Raw genomic sequence first — 15,314 nt, forward strand, 5'->3', positions numbered from 1 at the left:
ACCAGGGTGCCGTCCATGTCGAGGAGCAGGGCGTCTGCGGCAAGGTCCATGATCTTCGACTTTACCCGCGCCGCGACGGCGGCCCGGGGCGTCCGGAACGTGAGACCGGACACAGCGGCGCAGGCTCCGCCCCCGGGGGACGGAGCCTGCGCGGCCGCTCCGGTCAGGCGCTGGCGGCCAGCGGTCGCGCGGCCAGGGTCGCCGCCCCGACCGGCGCGGCCGGCTTCTCCAGGGTGACCAGGCTGAGGCGGCGGCTGACCTCCTCGACCCCGATCTCCACATAGCCCAGACGCCGGTAGAGACGCAGATTGCCAAGGCTGCGGTGGCCGGTGAACAGCCGGTACGCGGAGACCCGCCCCGCCGCGGCCAGGCGCTGCTCGACGCCCTGCAGCAGCCGGCTGCCCAGTCCGTGGCCCTGCATCCGCGGATGGACCACCAGGCGGCCGAGCCGGGCCACCCCGGCGTCGTCGACCCAGCCGCGCACCGAGCCGACGACCTCGCCGCCGAGCCTGGCCACGAGCACGCAGTGCTCGGCGAGTTCGTCGCGGAGGCTGTCGAGGGTCTGGGTCAACGGCTCGATGGCCCAGTCGCCGTAGAGCTCGGCCTCGCTCTGGTAGCAGAGGTACTGGAGCTTGAGGATCTGTTCGGCGTCGTCCTGCACGGCGACCGAGATGGTCACGCTCATGCCCATGCGCATGCCTCCCCTTCGTGTGTGCCCGGCGCCGGAGGGATGAGGGGGTGCGCGCGGGCGGCGCTGACCGGAGGTGGACCCGTGCCGGGGATCGCTCCCGGTCCGGGGTGGTGCGCGAACGTGCCCCCACCCGCGGCCCGGCAGGTCCTGGGTCAGGGGAGGACGGCTGCGCTCACGCTCAGTATCCGTGCGGTCGCGGGCCCGTCAAGAGGCGCGTTCGCCCAGGCATTACCCGCACTTCGGCCCTCTGCAACCTCAGGGACCCCGACGTGTTCCAGATCACGTGCGGCGGCACGGGGCCCGCCGCCCCGCCCACGCGGTGCGTATCGCCCCCGGCCGCCCCGTGGTCGCCAGTCGTCCGAGGGCCACCGGCTCAGAGAAGTCCGGCCTGGTCGTGGAGGAGGCGCCGCAGGCAGCCGAGGCAGCGGGAGCGGGTGGGGCCGATGGAGCCGCGGGGCATCCCGGTGGCGGCGGCCAGTGCGGTGTAGTCGAGGTCCGGCTCGTCCAGCAGCGCGGTGAGCAGCCCGGCGCAGCGGCCCGGCAGCTTGGAGACGGCCTCGCGGAGGATGCAGGGCGGCCCGGCCGCCGCGGGGCGCGGCGGAAGCGCGGCCGGGGTCTCGGTGCGGGCCGGTTCCAGGGCCCGCCGGAACTCGTGGACCGTCAGCGACCGCAGCCATCCCGAGGTGTCGCCGGGCGGTCGCTGCCGGGCGGTGTGCTCCAGTGCGCGCAGCCAGACCTGCTGCTCCAGGTCCTCCGGGTCCAGGCCGTGGGCGCGGGCCAGCGCCGCTGCCAGCGGGGCGAAGGCGGGTCGCAGCCGGGTGTCGGCAAGGGCGCTCACGGGTGCCTCCGGGGCGTGGGGGACGGTTCTGCCCGTGGGGACGCACCCGGCCCGGCCCAGGATGCGCCGCTGCTCCGGCCGGCGCGGCAAACCGCCCGCGGGGATGCCGGTGGCCACAGCCGAGTTGACGCTGCGTCAACTGGACAGGACCCGCGCCCGGCCGCCGACGCGCCGAAGGGCGGACCGGTTCCCACCGGTCCGCCCTTCGGCGGGGAGGCTGGGGCGGGGTCAGCGCTTGGCGTCCGCCCACTCCTGCTGGACCGCCAGGTCCGCCTTGACCTCGGCCAGCTGCCGGGCGACGGCGGACGGTGCGGTGCCGCCGCGGCCGTCACGGGAGGCCAGTGCACCGTGCACGGTGAGCACCGACCGGACCTCGGGGGTGAGGTGCGCGGAGATGGCGGCGAACTGCTCGTCCGTCAGGTCGGCCAGCTCGATGCCCTGCCGCTCGCAGACCTTGACGCACTCCCCCGCCACCTCGTGGGCCACCCGGAACGGGACCCCCTGCTTCACCAGCCACTCGGCGATGTCGGTGGCCAGCGAGAACCCGGCCGGCGCCAGCTCCTCCAGCCGCTCGCGGTGGACGGTGAGGGTGGCCATCATCCCGGTGAAGGCCGGCAGCAGCACCTCCAGGGTGTCGCAGGAGTCGAAGACCGGCTCCTTGTCCTCCTGCAGGTCGCGGTTGTACGCGAGCGGCAGACCCTTGAGGGTGGCCAGCAGGCCGGTGAGGTTGCCGATCAGACGGCCGGACTTGCCCCTGGCCAGCTCGGCGATGTCGGGGTTCTTCTTCTGCGGCATGATCGAGGAACCGGTGGAGAAGGCGTCGTGCAGCGTGATGAAGCCGAACTCCTTGGTGTTCCAGATGATCACCTCCTCCGCGATCCGGGAGAGGTTGACACCGATCATCGCGGTGACGAAGGCGAACTCCGCCACGAAGTCACGGGCGGCGGTGCCGTCGATGGAGTTGCCCACCGAGCCGCCCTCGAAGCCCAGGTCGGCGGCGACCGCCTCGGGGTCCAGGCCCAGCGAGGAGCCGGCCAGCGCACCGGAGCCGTACGGGGAGACCGCGGTGCGGGCGTCCCACTGCCGCAGCCGCTCGGCGTCCCGCGAGAGCGCCTGGACGTGGGCCAGCACATGGTGGGCGAAGAGCACCGGCTGGGCGTGCTGGAGGTGGGTCCGGCCGGGCATGGCGGTGTCCGGGTGCGCCTCGGCGAGGCCGACCAGCGCCTGCTGGAGGTCCAGGATCAGGCCGCCGATGATGCGCGCGTGGTCGCGCAGGTACATCCGGAAGAGGGTGGCGATCTGGTCGTTGCGGGAACGGCCGGCCCGCAGCTTGCCGCCCAGGTCGGGGCCGAGGCGCTCCAGCAGCCCCCGCTCCAGTGCGGTGTGCACGTCCTCGTCGGCGACGGTTCCGGTGAACGCGCCGGACTCCACGTCGGCGAGCAGCCGGTCCAGCCCGTCCAGCATGCGGTCGAGCTCGTCGGCGGTGAGCAGCCCGGCGCTGTGCAGCACCCGGGCGTGGGCCCGGGAGCCGGCGATGTCGTACGGGGCCAGGCGCCAGTCGAAGTGCACGGAGGCGGAGAGCGCGGCCAGCGCCTCGGACGGTCCGTCCGCGAAGCGGGCGCCCCACAGACGTACGTCGCCGGCGGCGGTGGGGGTCTGGTCGTGCGACACCTGGTGCTCCTTCGGTGCTGGGGTGGGGGGAAGGGCCCCGGAGCTCCGTGGAGCGCCGGGACCCTTCCGATACTGGCTGAGGGGAGGTCAGGCCCGCTGGTCGCGCTTGGCCGCAATCTTCGACGACATCCCGAAGATCTCGATGAACCCCTTGGAGAGCGACTGGTCGAAGGTGTCGCCGGTGTCGTAGGTGGCCAGGTTGAAGTCGTACAGCGACTCCTCGCTGCGCCGGCCGGTGACGGTGGCCCGGCCGCCGTGCAGGGTCATCCGGATGTCACCGGAGACATGCTGGTTGGCGGTCTCCACGAAGCCCTCCAGGGCCCGCTTCAGCGGCGAGAACCACAGGCCGTCGTAGACCAGCTCGCCCCAGCGCTGGTCGACGCCCTTCTTGTAGCGGGAGAGCTCACGCTCGACGGTGACGTTCTCCAGCTCCTGGTGGGCGGTGATCAGCGCGATGGCGCCGGGGGCCTCGTACACCTCGCGGGACTTGATGCCCACCAGCCGGTCCTCGACCATGTCGAGGCGGCCGATGCCCTGGGCGCCGGCCCGCTGGTTGAGCTGCTCGATCGCCTGCAGCACGGTGACGGGCTTGCCGTCGATGGCGACCGGGACGCCCTGCTTGAAGGTGATGACGACCTCGTCGGCCTCGCGGGGCTCGGCGGGGTTCTGGGTGTACTCGTAGATGTCCTCGATGGGGGCGTTCCAGATGTCCTCCAGGAAGCCGGTCTCCACGGCGCGGCCGAAGACGTTCTGGTCGATGGAGTACGGGGACTTCTTGGAGGTGGCGATGGGGAGGTTGTTGGTCTCCGCGAAGGCGATCGCCTTGTCCCGGGTCATGGCGTAGTCGCGGACCGGGGCGATGCACTTGAGGTCGGGGGCCAGGGAGGAGATGCCCGCCTCGAAGCGGACCTGGTCGTTGCCCTTGCCGGTGCAGCCGTGGGCGACGATGGAGGCGCCGTGCTTGTGGGCCGCGGCCACCAGGTGCTTGACGATCACCGGGCGGGAGAGCGCGGAGACCAGCGGGTAGCGGTCCATGTAGAGGGCGTTGGCCTTGATGGCGGGCAGGCAGTACTCGTCCGCGAACTCCTCGCGGGCGTCGGCCACCTCGGCCTCCACCGCACCGCAGGCCAGCGCCCGCTTGCGGATGACCTCGAGGTCCTCGCCGCCCTGGCCGACGTCGACCGCGACGGCGATGACCTCGGCGCCGGTCTCCTCGGCGATCCAGCCGATGCAGACGGACGTGTCCAGACCGCCCGAGTAGGCGAGTACGACGCGCTCGGTCACGGCTTTCTCCTTCACAGTGCGTGCGGGGCACTCCATGCGGTGCTAGGTATAAGTATGCATGAGTCCGTATGGAATTCAAAGCCGACAGCGCAGCGGCGCCCGGACAGCACTCGGGGCCGCCGCGGACCGCCCCGCGGGGAGCGGGTACGGTCCACAGCGGCCCCGTCGGCCGGCGCCCGGTGGGGGCGGCGGCGGATGCCACTCAGGGGTGGGCCACTCGGGGGTCAGCCGCTCAAGGACTGGCCGCCCAAGGCCAGTCAGGGGTTCTTCGCCTGGGCCAGCTGCATCAGGTGGTCGGCCAGCTCCTGGCCGCCCTGGGCGTCCCGACTGATCAGCAGCACGGTGTCGTCGCCCGCGATGGTGCCGATGATCTCGAACACCTCCGCCTGGTCGATGGCGGACGCCAGGAACTGCGCCGCGCCCGGCGGGGTGCGCAGCACCACCAGATTGCCGGAGGCGGTCGCCGAGACCATCAGCTCGCCGGCCAGCCGGCCCATCCTGGCCTCGGTGGCCGACTCCCCGAGCGGCGCCCTGGGGGTGCGGTCGCCGCCCTCCGCAGGGACGGCGTAGATCAGGGCGCCGTCCTTGTTGCGGATCTTGACCGCGCCCAGTTCGTCCAGGTCGCGGGAGAGCGTGGCCTGGGTGACCACCAGTCCGTCGTCGGCGAGCAGCTTGGCGAGCTGGCTCTGTGAGCGGACGGGCTGGCGGGTCAGCAGGTCCACGATCCGCCGGTGCCGCGCGGTGCGGGTCTGCGGGACCTGCGGTCCCGGCTGCCCTGCCTGGGCGCGGTGGACATCGGTCATGAGGTGCGGCTCTCCTACGGTCGGACGTCTTCGGCGGGCACAGCATCCCGTACGCCGGCCAGGATCTGCGGCAGGGCGGCGAGCAGTGCGTCCACATCCTCGTCGGTCACCACCAGCGGCGGAGCCAGCCGGACGGTGTCGGGGACGCAGGCGTTGACCAGGAACCCGGCCTGCTGGGCGGCCTCCTGGACCTCCCGGGCGAGCGGCCGCTCCAGCACGATGCCCAGCAGCAGCCCGGCTCCGCGGACCCGGGAGACCAGCGGGTCGCCGATCGCCTCGACGCCCTGCCGCAGCTTCTCCCCGAGCCGCTTGACATGGTCCAGCAGCCCCTCGGCGGCGATGGTGTCCAGCACCGCCAGCGCGGCGGCGCAGACCACCGGGTTGCCGCCGAAGGTGGAACCGTGCTGGCCGGGGGCCAGCAGGTCGGCGGCCTCGCCGAAGGCGACGGTGGCGCCGATCGGCAGACCGCCCCCGAGCCCCTTGGCCAGGGTGATGACGTCGGGCTCGATGCCCAGGGCCTGGTGGGCGAACCAGTGGCCGGTACGGCCGACACCGGTCTGGATCTCGTCCAGCACCAGCAGGGTGCCGGTCGCCCGGGTGATCTCGCGGGCGGCCGCCAGATAGCCGTCGGGCGCGGGGATCACCCCGTTCTCCCCCTGGATGGGCTCGATGACGACCAGCGCGGTCTGCTCGGTGACCGCCTCGCGCAGCGCGGTGACACTGCCGTACGGGACATGGGTGACATCGCCGGGCAGCGGACGGAACGGGTCCTGCTTGCCGGGCTGGCCGGTGAGGGCGAGAGCACCCATGGTGCGGCCGTGGAAGCCGCCGGTGGTGGCCACCATGTGGGTCCGCCCGGTACGGCGGCCGATCTTGAAGGCGCACTCCACGGCCTCGGCGCCGGAGTTGGAGAAGTAGACCCGGCCGGGGCGGCCGAGCAGCTCGACCAGCCGCTCGGCGAGCCGTACCGGGGGCTCGGAGATGAAGAGGTTGGAGACATGGCCGATGGTGGCGATCTGCCGGCTCACGGCCTCGACCACGGCGGGATGGGCGGTGCCCAGCGCGTTGACCGCGATCCCGCCGATGAAGTCCCGGTAGACCTTGCCGTCGGCGTCGGTGAAGTGGGCGCCCTCTCCGCTGACCAGCGGCACCCGGGGGGTGCCGTAGTTGTCCATCAGACTGTGCTGCCAGCGGCTGGTGAGTTCGGCGTTGGTGGTCATGCCAGTCCCCCGTGGTCCAGGTGGTCGGTGGTGTCGTCGACGGGGTCGGGCACCACCATGGTGCCGATGCCCTCGTCGGTGAAGATCTCCAGCAGCAGGGAGTGCTGGACACGGCCGTCGAGCACCCGCGCGGTGGCGACGCCGTCACGCACCGCCTGCAGGCACCCCTCCATCTTGGGCACCATGCCGCTCGACAGGGTCGGCAGCAGCTCCTCCAGCTCACTGGCGGTCAGCCGGCTGATCACGTCGTCGCTGGCCGGCCAGTCGGCGTAGAGGCCCTCGACGTCGGTGAGCACCACCAGCATCTCGGCGCCGAGCGCCGAGGCCAGGGCGGAGGCGGCGAGGTCGGCGTTGATGTTGTAGACATGGCCGTCGTCGCTGCGGGCGATGGAGGAGACCACCGGGATGCGGCCGTCGTCCAGCAGCGCCTGGACCGCGCCGGGCTCGATCTTGACGATGTCGCCGACCAGGCCGATGTCCACCTGCTCGCCGTCGACCTCGGCCCAGCGCTTGACCGCGGTCATGGTGTGGGCGTCCTCACCGGTCATGCCGACGGCGAACGGGCCGTGCTCGTTGAGCAGGCCGACCAGCTGCCGCTGCACCTGACCGGCCAGCACCATCCGGACCACGTCCATGGTCTCGGCGGTGGTGACCCGCAGGCCCGCGGTGAAGCTGGACTCCAGGCCGAGCCGGTCCAGGTGGGCGTTGATCTGGGGGCCTCCGCCGTGCACCACCACCGGCTTGATGCCCGCGTAACGCAGGAAGACGACGTCCTGGGCGAAGGCGCGCTTGAGCTCCTCGTCGACCATGGCGTTCCCGCCGAACTTGACGACGACCGTTCTGCCGTGGAACCGCTCCAGCCACGGCAGAGCCTCGATGAGGGTGCGGGCCTTGGGCAGGGCGGTGTGGTTGCGGGCCTGTTTGGCGGCCGGCTCGGTGTTCACGGGTCCCCCGTGGGTCGCTGCTGCTGACGGCTTCTCAAGTGTCATGGGGCTCACGCTTGTCAGGTGCTGTAGGCGCTGTTCTCGTGGACGTAGTCGGCGGTGAGGTCGTTGGTCCAGACGGTGGCGGCGGCGGTTCCCGCGTGCAGGTCGGCGGTGATGACCACCTCGCGGGGCGACATGTCGACAAGGTTGCGGTCGTCGCCGGTCTGGCCGCCCCTGCAGACCCAGACGCCGTTGATGGCGACGTCCAGCCGGTCGGGGTCGAAGGCGGCCGCGGTGGTGCCGATCGCGGAGAGCACCCGGCCCCAGTTGGGGTCCTCGCCGTGCACGGCGCACTTGAGGAGGTTGTTGCGGGCGACCGTGCGGGCCACCTCCACGGCGTCCTCCTCGGTGGCCGCCCCGGTGACATCGATCCTGATGTCCTTGGAGGCCCCCTCGGCGTCGCCGATCAGCTGCCGGGCGAGGTCGGCGCTGACGGCACGCACCGCCTCGGCGAACTCCTCGGGGCCGGGGGTGACACCGGAGGCCCCGGAGGCGAGCAGCAGCACGGTGTCATTGGTGGACATGCAGCCGTCGGAGTCGATCCGGTCGAAGGTGGTGCGGGTGGCGGCGCGCAGCGCGGCGTCCAGCCCCGCGGAGTCGACGGCGGCGTCGGTGGTGAGGACCACCAGCATGGTGGCCAGGCCCGGGGCGAGCATCCCGGCGCCCTTGGCCATGCCGCCGACCGTCCAGCCGCCGGCGGTGACGGACGCGGTCTTGTGGACGGTGTCGGTGGTCTTGATGGCGACCGCCGCGGCCTCGCCGCCGTCGGCGGCCAGCGCCAGGGCCGCCTGGTCGACGCCGGGGAGCAGCTTCTCCATGGGCAGCCGCTCGCCGATCAGTCCGGTGGAGCAGACGGCGACCTCCCCGGCGTTGCAGCCGAGGACCTCGGCGACCCGCTCGGCGGTGGCATGGGTGTCCTGGAAGCCCAGCGGACCGGTGCAGGCGTTGGCGCCACCGGAGTTGAGCACCACCGCGGAGACCAGACCGCCCTTGAGGACCTGCTGCGACCAGAGGACCGGCGCCGCCTTGACCCGGTTGGAGGTGAAGACTCCGGCTGCGGCCAGGGACGGGCCGTCGTTGACCACCAGGGCGAGGTCGGGGGTGCCGGAGGCCTTGATGCCCGCGGTGACACCGGCGGCCCGGAAGCCGCGGGCCGCCGTGACACCGGTGCCCGCGGGGGGAAGGCCGGTCACGGCGCGACTCCGATCAGCGGCAGGCCGAGGGTCTCGGGGAGGCCCAGGGCGAGGTTCATGCTCTGCACCGCGCCGCCGCCGGTCCCCTTGGTGAGGTTGTCGATGGCGCTGACCACCACGATCCGCCCGGCGGTCTCGTCCAGGGCCACCTGCACCAGCGCGGCGTTGGAACCGTAGACGGCGGAGGTGGCCGGCCACTGTCCCTCCGGCAGCAGCCGGGTGAACGGCTCGCCCGCGAACGCGTCGGCGTACGCGGCGCGCACCGCCGCGGCGGTGACTCCAGGCCGGGCCTTGGCGCTGCAGGTGGCGAGGATGCCGCGGGGCATCGGGGCCAGGGTGGGGGTGAAGGAGACGATGACCGGCTCTCCGGCGACGGCGCTGAGGTTCTGCGCCATCTCCGGGGTGTGCCGGTGGACGCCGCCGACGCCGTACGGGCTCATCGAGCCCATCACCTCACTGCCCAGCAGGTGGGGCTTGGGGGCCTTGCCCGCCCCGGAGGTGCCGGACGCCGCGACCACCACCGCCTCGGGCTCGGCGAGCCCGGCGGCGTACGCGGGGAAGAGGGCCAGCGAGACGGCCGTGGGGTAGCAGCCGGGGACGGCGATCCGCCGGGTGCCCTTGAGCACGTCCCGGTGGCCGGGCAGCTCCGGCAGTCCGTACGGCCAGGTGCCGGCGTGCGCGGAGCCGTAGAACCGCTCCCAGTCGGCGGCCTCCCGCAGGCGGAAGTCGGCGCCGCAGTCGACCACCAGCACCTCCTCGCCGAGGGCCTCGGCGACGGCGGCGGACTGGCCGTGCGGCAGGGCCAGGAAGACCACGTCATGTCCGGCCAGCACCTCGGGGGTGGTGGGCTCCAGGATGCGGTCGGCGAGCGGCAGCAGGTGCGGCTGGAGGGATCCGAGGGCGGTTCCGGCGTTGGATCCGCCGGTGAGCGCCCCGATCTCGATCTCGGGGTGGCCGAGGAGCAGGCGCAGCACCTCGCCGCCCGCGTATCCGCTCGCGCCTGCGACGGCTGCCCGGAATGCCATGGTGATCCTTCCTACGACTGAGCATGAATATACGCATCGAAGCAAACTCATGCAAGGTCGTCACCAGCCCGGACGGCACCGCCGCCGCTGCACGACCCACGGACGCCCACCCCCCATCCTCACCGATCGGCACCCTGCGGACGAGGCGATTCGGCAGACACCCGCCTCCCCCGCCGCGCTCCGGCCGGGCCCCGTTCCGGCAGCGGGAGAAGGGTCCCGGGAAGGCTTGCGCGGGCCGGGCGACGCTCCTAACCTCCCCTGTGGCGCACCGGACGGGACCGGCGGTCGCACACTTCCCCAGCCGGATCGATGAGCATCCCCGGCACACCCCCACGACGCACCCGCTGCCGTCCCACACCGCTCCCCCGCGTCGCTGACCCCGGCCGGGCGGCGGGTGCTGCACGATCAGGAGCGCCGGACCACCGCCGCCCGCCGGCAGCCCCGCCATGATGTGATGCCCCCGCCGAGGCCGGACGGCACCACCCGTGAACCAGTGAATGCGAGCAGACCATGGAGAACGCCCCCACCGCGGGACCGGCCGGTCCACTGGCCGGGGTGAGGGTGGTGGAACTGGCGGGCATCGGACCCGCACCCTTCGCCGCCATGCTGCTGGCCGACCTCGGTGCCGACGTGGTGCGGGTCGACCGCCCCGGCCCCGCCACGCTGGGCATCGACCCCGCCCATGACGTCACCAACCGCAACAAGCGGTCGGTACTGCTGGACCTCAAGGCGCCGGACGGCCCCGCCCTCCTGCTGGACCTGGTCGAACGGGCCGACGTGCTGCTGGAGGGCTTCCGCCCCGGCGTCGCCGAGCGGCTGGGGGTGGGCCCCGACGTCTGCCTGGCCCGCAACCCCCGGCTGGTGTACGGGCGGATGACCGGCTGGGGGCAGGACGGCCCCCTGGCCCCGTACGCGGGACACGACATCGGCTACATCGCCACCGCCGGGGCGCTGGGCCTGATCGGACCACCCGACGGCCCGCCGTCCGTCCCCGCCAACCTGCTGGGCGACTACGCGGGCGGCTCGCTCTACCTGGTGGTGGGCGTCCTGGCCGCACTGCACCACGCCCGCACCGCGGGCGCCGGGCAGGTGGTCGACGCGGCCATCGTCGACGGCACCGCGCACCTGGGTTCCATGCTGTGGGGCATGCTCGCCGCCGGGGCCTGGAACGACCGGCGCGGCGCCAACCTGCTGGACGGCGGCTGCCCCTACTACGCGGTCTACGCCGCCTCGGACGGCGGCTGGATGGCGGTCGGGGCGCTGGAACCGCAGTTCTACGCCGAGTTCGCCGCACTGCTGGACCTCGGCGAGGACGCGCCCGACCGCGACGATCCGGCCCGCTGGCCGGAGCTGCGCACCCGGATCGCCGAGCGCTTCGCCACCCGTACCCGCGCCGAGTGGACCGAGGTCTTCGAAGGTACCGACGCCTGTGTGTCGCCGGTGCTCTCCCTGCGGGAGGCCGCCGCCCACCCCCATCTGCGGGCCCGCGGCACCTACACCGAGGCCGGCGGACGCCCCCAGCCGGCACCGGCGCCGCGCTTCTCCGCCACCCCCGCCGCCCTGCGCCGCCCACCGGCGCTCCCCGGCGCGCACACCGCAGAGGTGGCCCGGGACTGGCGGCTGCCCGCCCTGGCGCAGCACGGCACCGTGCGGCCCGACGCCGTACGGGAGTGACCGCCCGGGGCGGCAGGGCCCCGGTGTGCCGGGCGGAGAAACGGGCGCCGCCCGGAGCGGCGGACAGCGACCGGACCGGCGGTGCGCCGCGGTGCGCCGCCGGCGGCCCGGGCGTCCGCACCGCCCGGATCCGCCCGCGCCGGGCCGCGTACCGGTCCGCCCTGCGCCGACCGCCCGTCACCGCGGAGCGCCGCCCGCTCCGCGGTGCGGGAGGCCCCGGTCTCCCCTTGCGGCGAACGCTGGACGCCGTGACCGAAGGCGGGCGGCAGGACCCGCGGGCCGTGCCCGCCGGTGGGGCAACGGCGCCGCCCTGCCCCCGGCGGGGGGGCCGCGCGGCTCAGCCGGCGTCCTGCGGGGCCGGCCACATCCCCCGGGTCGGGGGCATACCGGACCGGCCGCCGGCCCCGGGGCGAACGGCCAGCACCTGGTTGACCCCGATCTCATTGCGTTCGAAGGCGCCGACGCAGGCGGCCATGTAGAGCCGCCAGACCCTGGCCCGGCCCGGGCCCGCCAGCCGCACCGCCTCGTCCCAGCCCGCCTCCAGGTTGGCCACCCAGGCCCGCAGCGTCAGCGCGTAGTGCTCCCGCAGCGCCTCCACGTCGCGCACCTCGAACCCGGCCTCCTCCAGCAGCGAGACCGTGCTCCCGACCGGGGACAGCTCGCCGTCGGGGAAGACATAGCGGTCGATGAACTCGTCCAGCCGGTACTCGCCCTCGTCGGGCAGCGGGCGCCGGGCGATCTGGTGGTTGAGCAGCCGTCCGCCCGGTTTCAGCAGCTCATGGAGCCGGCTCGCGTACACCCGGTACTGCGCGGAGCCCACATGCTCGGCCATGCCGATGGAGGAGACCGCGTCATAGGGGCCGTCCACGACGTCGCGGTAGTCCTGGACCCGGATCTCCACCCGGTCCGCGAGACCCGCGGCCGCGATCCGCTTGCGGGCCAGGTCGGCCTGCGGCTCGGAGAGGGTGACGCCGACCGCGTGCACGCCGTAGTGCTCGGCGGCGTGCAGCACCATCGACCCCCAGCCGCAGCCGACGTCCAGCAGCCGCCCGCCGGGCCGCAGGGCGAGCTTGCGGCAGATCAGGTCCAGTTTGGCGTGCTGCGCCCGCTCCAGCCCGGTGGCCGGACCGTCGGTCCAGTAGGCGCAGGAGTAGACCAGGGACGGGCCCAGCACCAGGCGGTAGAAGTCATTGCCCACGTCGTAGTGGTGGCTGATCGCCGCCCGGTCCCGGGCGCGGCCGTGCCGGGGCCCCCGGCGGCGGGGCGCCTCCTCCGGCGGGGGCGCGGGCGGCAGCGGTGCCCCGGCCAGCGTCAGCACCTCGCCGAGCAGCCGGCGGACCCCGGGGTCGCGCAGTGAGCCGAGGGTACGCAGCGCGGTGCGGCCGGGCCGCTCCGCCGCCGCCCCCTGCTCCCGGCCGCCGGTGAAGCCCTGGAGCCGGTCCAGTGCGGTGTAGAGATCGCCCTCGATGTCGAGTTCGCCGGCCACCCAGGCACGGGCGAGACCGAGCTTGCCGGGCCGCCACAGCAGCCGCTGCAGGGCGCGCCGGTCGCGGAGCACCAGTACGGGCCCGTCCTCGGGGCCCGCCTCGCTGCCGTCCCAGGCGCGCAGTCTCAGCGGCGGGGCGTCTCCGGTGAGCTGGGCCACCACTGCGGCGAGTCTCGGGGCTGCTTCGGGCACGGTGCACCTCCGTCAGGTCCGGCCGGGTACCTCGATTGTCTCCGCCGGGCCCGCCCTGGTCGACAACCCCGGCCCATGGTGTCGCACCGGTGCGCCCGGACGCGGGGAGGAGGAGAGTGGCAGAGGGGGACGTCCGAGGAGGTGGCAGCATGACATCCGCTTCGTCCGCCGGCCAGGACCGCAGGATCCTCGACCGGATCGGCGACATGGTCGCCGCGGAGAAGGAGCTGCGGCAGCAGATCGCGGAGGGCAGCACGGACAGCGGTCTCGCCCGCGCGCAACTGAACGTCCTGGAGGCGGAGCTCGACCAGTGCTGGGACCTGCTGCGCCAGCGCCGGGCCAAGGAGGAGTTCGACGAGGACCCCGGCCAGGCCCGGGTGCGCTCCGCGTCCGAGGTGGAGGACTATCTGTCCTGAGGGCCCCGCCCGCCGCCTCCGGGACCCGTACGGGCCCCCGGCGGCACGGCCGGTCGCATGCCGTGCCACCGGGCGGAGTAACGTCGTCCGCGGCAGCGCGGCCCGGCACACGCCCCCGTGCTGCGCCAACCGGATACGACGAAAGGCAAGTGTGTGAGCGGCATCGGACGCGTCGGCGTGGTCGGCTGCGGCCTCATGGGCTCCGGCATCGCGGAGGTCTTCGCCCGCACGGGCCTTGACGTGCTGGTCTCCGAGGCGACCGGGGAGGCGCTGGAGCTCGGCCGCACCCGGCTGACCAACTCGCTGGACACCGCGGTCAGGCGGGACAAGCTGACCCAGGAGGACCGGGACGCGGCGCTCGCCCGCATCTCCTTCACCACCGACCTCGCGGACTTCGCCGACCGCGACCTGGTCGTGGAGGCCGTCGCGGAGCGCGAGGACATCAAGGTCCAGATCTTCCAGACGCTGGACAAGGTGGTGGAGCGCCGCGACGCCGTCCTGGCCTCCAACACCTCCTCCATCCCGATCGTGAAGCTGGCCGCCGCCACCTCGCGTCCGGAGCAGGTCCTCGGGCTGCACTTCTTCAACCCGGCCCCGGTGCAGAAGCTGGTCGAGGTGATCCCCACGCTCACCACCTCGCCCGAGACCGTCGCCCGCGCCGAGGCCTTCGCCGTGGAGGTGCTGGGCAAGGAGCCGATCCGCGCCCGCGACCGGGCGGGCTTCGTGGTCAACGCCCTGCTGGTGCCGTATCTGCTCTCCGCGGTGCGGATGTTCGAGTCCGGGGTGGCGACCGCCGAGGACATCGACAAGGGCATGGAGGCCGGCTGCGCCCACCCGATGGGCCCGCTGCGGCTGTGCGACCTGATCGGCCTGGACACCATCGTCTCCATCGCGGAGTCGATGTACGGCGAGTACAAGGAGCCGCTGTACGCCGCTCCCCCGCTGCTGCTGCGCATGGTGGACGCCGGCCTGCTGGGCCGCAAGTCCGGCCGCGGCTTCTACGACTACACCGCCGGCCACTGACGGCCGGGGGCACCGCCCCCGTCGCCGGCCGCGTACCCGCGGTCAGGTGGCGGGGGCGGGCTCCCGGTAGTGGTCCTGCACCAGGGCGGCGAAGGCCCCGAGGCGGTTGCGGTGCACCGCGCTGGCGTTGTAGTGGATGTTGCCCCTCACCTGCGGATAGCGGGCGCAGAGGGTCAGATGGCGGCTGAGTTCCGCCGGGTCCTGCCAGGCCGCGCCCTGCGCCGGGTCGCCCGCCCGGTAGACGGCCTCCCCGATGTGCAGCGCCACCCCGGTCCCGTCCACCTGCTGCGCCCACCACTCGACCAGGGTCGCGTAGTCGGCCGCCTTGAAGCCGATCGTCCAGTAGAGCTGCGGTGCGATGTAGTCGACCCAGCCCCGCCGGATCCAGCTGCGGGTGTCGGCGTAGAGGTCGTCGTAGGTCTGCACCCCGGCGCTGGTCGCCGACCCCGCGGCGTCGGTGGACCGGTTCCGCCAGACGCCGAACGGGCTCACCCCGAAGACCGTGCCCGGGCGCACCGTGCGGATGCGCTGGTGCACCTCGCTGACCAGCAGGTCGACATTGCGGCGCCGCCAGTCGGCGAGCCCCAGCCCGTCGCCGTGCGCGGTGAACGCCGCGTCGTCAGCGAACCGCTGGCCCTTGACCGGGTAGGGGTAGAAGTAGTCGTCGAAGTGCAGACCGTCGACCGGGTAGCGGCGGACCGCGTCCAGCACTGCCTCCTCGACATGCGCCCGCGCCTCGGGGATGCCGGGGTTGTAGTAGAGCTTCCCGCCGTACCGGACGACCCAGTCGGGGTGGCGGCGGGAAGCTCTAC

The 15,314-nt window shown here is 73.5% G+C and carries 14 protein-coding genes; 3 read left to right on the plus strand and 11 right to left on the minus strand.

Annotated elements, in window-relative coordinates; genetic code table 11:
* Nucleotides 1–163 precede the first annotated feature (163 nt).
* From AOK09_RS12995 to argC, 9 genes are all read right to left on the minus strand, one after another.
* Entirely contained in the window at nt 164–691 is a 528-nt protein-coding gene (locus AOK09_RS12995; protein ID WP_055587324.1) for a GNAT family N-acetyltransferase, read from the minus strand.
* A gap of 373 nt (nt 692–1,064) precedes the next feature.
* Nucleotides 1,065–1,529: a sigma-70 RNA polymerase sigma factor region 4 domain-containing protein gene (locus AOK09_RS13000; protein ID WP_055587325.1), complete on the minus strand. Its 465-nt coding sequence runs from the start codon at nt 1,527–1,529 to the stop codon at nt 1,065–1,067.
* A 228-nt stretch (nt 1,530–1,757) separates the two neighbouring features.
* The gene (gene argH, locus AOK09_RS13005) at nt 1,758–3,200 is read right to left on the minus strand and encodes an argininosuccinate lyase (RefSeq protein ID WP_055587326.1); all 1,443 of its coding nucleotides are present in this window, start codon (nt 3,198–3,200) and stop codon (nt 1,758–1,760) included.
* 87 nt (nt 3,201–3,287) lie between these two features.
* Nucleotides 3,288–4,484, minus strand: a complete 1,197-nt coding sequence (locus AOK09_RS13010) for an argininosuccinate synthase (RefSeq protein ID WP_055587327.1) — start codon at nt 4,482–4,484, stop codon at nt 3,288–3,290.
* A 257-nt stretch (nt 4,485–4,741) separates the two neighbouring features.
* Nucleotides 4,742–5,287: an arginine repressor gene (locus AOK09_RS13015; protein WP_055587328.1), complete on the minus strand. Its 546-nt coding sequence runs from the start codon at nt 5,285–5,287 to the stop codon at nt 4,742–4,744.
* Nucleotides 5,288–5,301: 14 nt separating this feature from the next.
* The gene (locus AOK09_RS13020; protein ID WP_055587329.1) at nt 5,302–6,507 is read right to left on the minus strand and encodes an acetylornithine transaminase; all 1,206 of its coding nucleotides are present in this window, start codon (nt 6,505–6,507) and stop codon (nt 5,302–5,304) included.
* Nucleotides 6,504–7,451: an acetylglutamate kinase gene (gene argB / locus AOK09_RS13025; RefSeq protein ID WP_055587330.1), complete on the minus strand. Its 948-nt coding sequence runs from the start codon at nt 7,449–7,451 to the stop codon at nt 6,504–6,506. Before argB ends, AOK09_RS13020 begins: the two co-directional genes overlap by 4 nt.
* 59 nt (nt 7,452–7,510) lie before the next feature.
* The gene (gene argJ, locus AOK09_RS13030) at nt 7,511–8,686 is read right to left on the minus strand and encodes a bifunctional glutamate N-acetyltransferase/amino-acid acetyltransferase ArgJ (RefSeq protein ID WP_055587331.1); all 1,176 of its coding nucleotides are present in this window, start codon (nt 8,684–8,686) and stop codon (nt 7,511–7,513) included.
* Complete coding sequence (gene argC, locus AOK09_RS13035) at nt 8,683–9,711, minus strand: N-acetyl-gamma-glutamyl-phosphate reductase (protein ID WP_055587332.1); 1,029 nt, start codon at nt 9,709–9,711, stop codon at nt 8,683–8,685. Before argC ends, argJ begins: the two co-directional genes overlap by 4 nt.
* 510 nt (nt 9,712–10,221) lie before the next feature.
* Here argC and AOK09_RS13040 point away from each other — a divergent pair.
* Nucleotides 10,222–11,385, plus strand: coding sequence for a CaiB/BaiF CoA transferase family protein (locus AOK09_RS13040; RefSeq protein ID WP_175609296.1), 1,164 nt, complete (start codon nt 10,222–10,224; stop codon nt 11,383–11,385).
* A gap of 337 nt (nt 11,386–11,722) precedes the next feature.
* Here AOK09_RS13040 and AOK09_RS13045 read toward each other — a convergent pair whose 3' ends face one another.
* Nucleotides 11,723–13,063, minus strand: coding sequence for an SAM-dependent methyltransferase (locus AOK09_RS13045; RefSeq protein WP_055587333.1), 1,341 nt, complete (start codon nt 13,061–13,063; stop codon nt 11,723–11,725).
* A 149-nt stretch (nt 13,064–13,212) separates the two neighbouring features.
* On the opposite strand from AOK09_RS13045, the gene AOK09_RS13050 reads away from it, so the two are divergent.
* Nucleotides 13,213–13,479 (plus strand): DUF2630 family protein, encoded by a 267-nt coding sequence (locus AOK09_RS13050; protein WP_055587334.1) that lies wholly within the window; start codon nt 13,213–13,215, stop codon nt 13,477–13,479.
* A gap of 153 nt (nt 13,480–13,632) precedes the next feature.
* Nucleotides 13,633–14,502 (plus strand): 3-hydroxybutyryl-CoA dehydrogenase, encoded by an 870-nt coding sequence (locus tag AOK09_RS13055; protein WP_055587335.1) that lies wholly within the window; start codon nt 13,633–13,635, stop codon nt 14,500–14,502.
* Between the two features lie 42 nt (nt 14,503–14,544).
* Here the strand turns inward: AOK09_RS13055 and AOK09_RS13060 are convergent.
* Nucleotides 14,545–15,314: glycoside hydrolase family 10 protein (locus tag AOK09_RS13060; RefSeq protein WP_157875884.1), on the minus strand; the 770-nt coding region annotated here is incomplete at its 5' end.

It is taken from the genome of Peterkaempfera griseoplana, from assembly GCF_001418575.1.
GTDB classification, from domain to species: domain Bacteria; phylum Actinomycetota; class Actinomycetes; order Streptomycetales; family Streptomycetaceae; genus Peterkaempfera; species Peterkaempfera griseoplana.

Coding starts and splice junctions, on each gene's coding strand:
- AOK09_RS12995 (WP_055587324.1), bottom strand. CDS start 691: ATGGGCATGAGCGTGACCATCTCGGTCGCCGTGCAGGACGACGCCGAA.
- AOK09_RS13015 (WP_055587328.1), bottom strand. CDS start 5,287: ATGACCGATGTCCACCGCGCCCAGGCAGGGCAGCCGGGACCGCAGGTC.
- AOK09_RS13020 (WP_055587329.1), bottom strand. CDS start 6,507: ATGACCACCAACGCCGAACTCACCAGCCGCTGGCAGCACAGTCTGATG.
- argC (WP_055587332.1), bottom strand. CDS start 9,711: ATGGCATTCCGGGCAGCCGTCGCAGGCGCGAGCGGATACGCGGGCGGC.
- AOK09_RS13040 (WP_175609296.1), top strand. CDS start 10,222: ATGGAGAACGCCCCCACCGCGGGACCGGCCGGTCCACTGGCCGGGGTG.
- AOK09_RS13050 (WP_055587334.1), top strand. CDS start 13,213: ATGACATCCGCTTCGTCCGCCGGCCAGGACCGCAGGATCCTCGACCGG.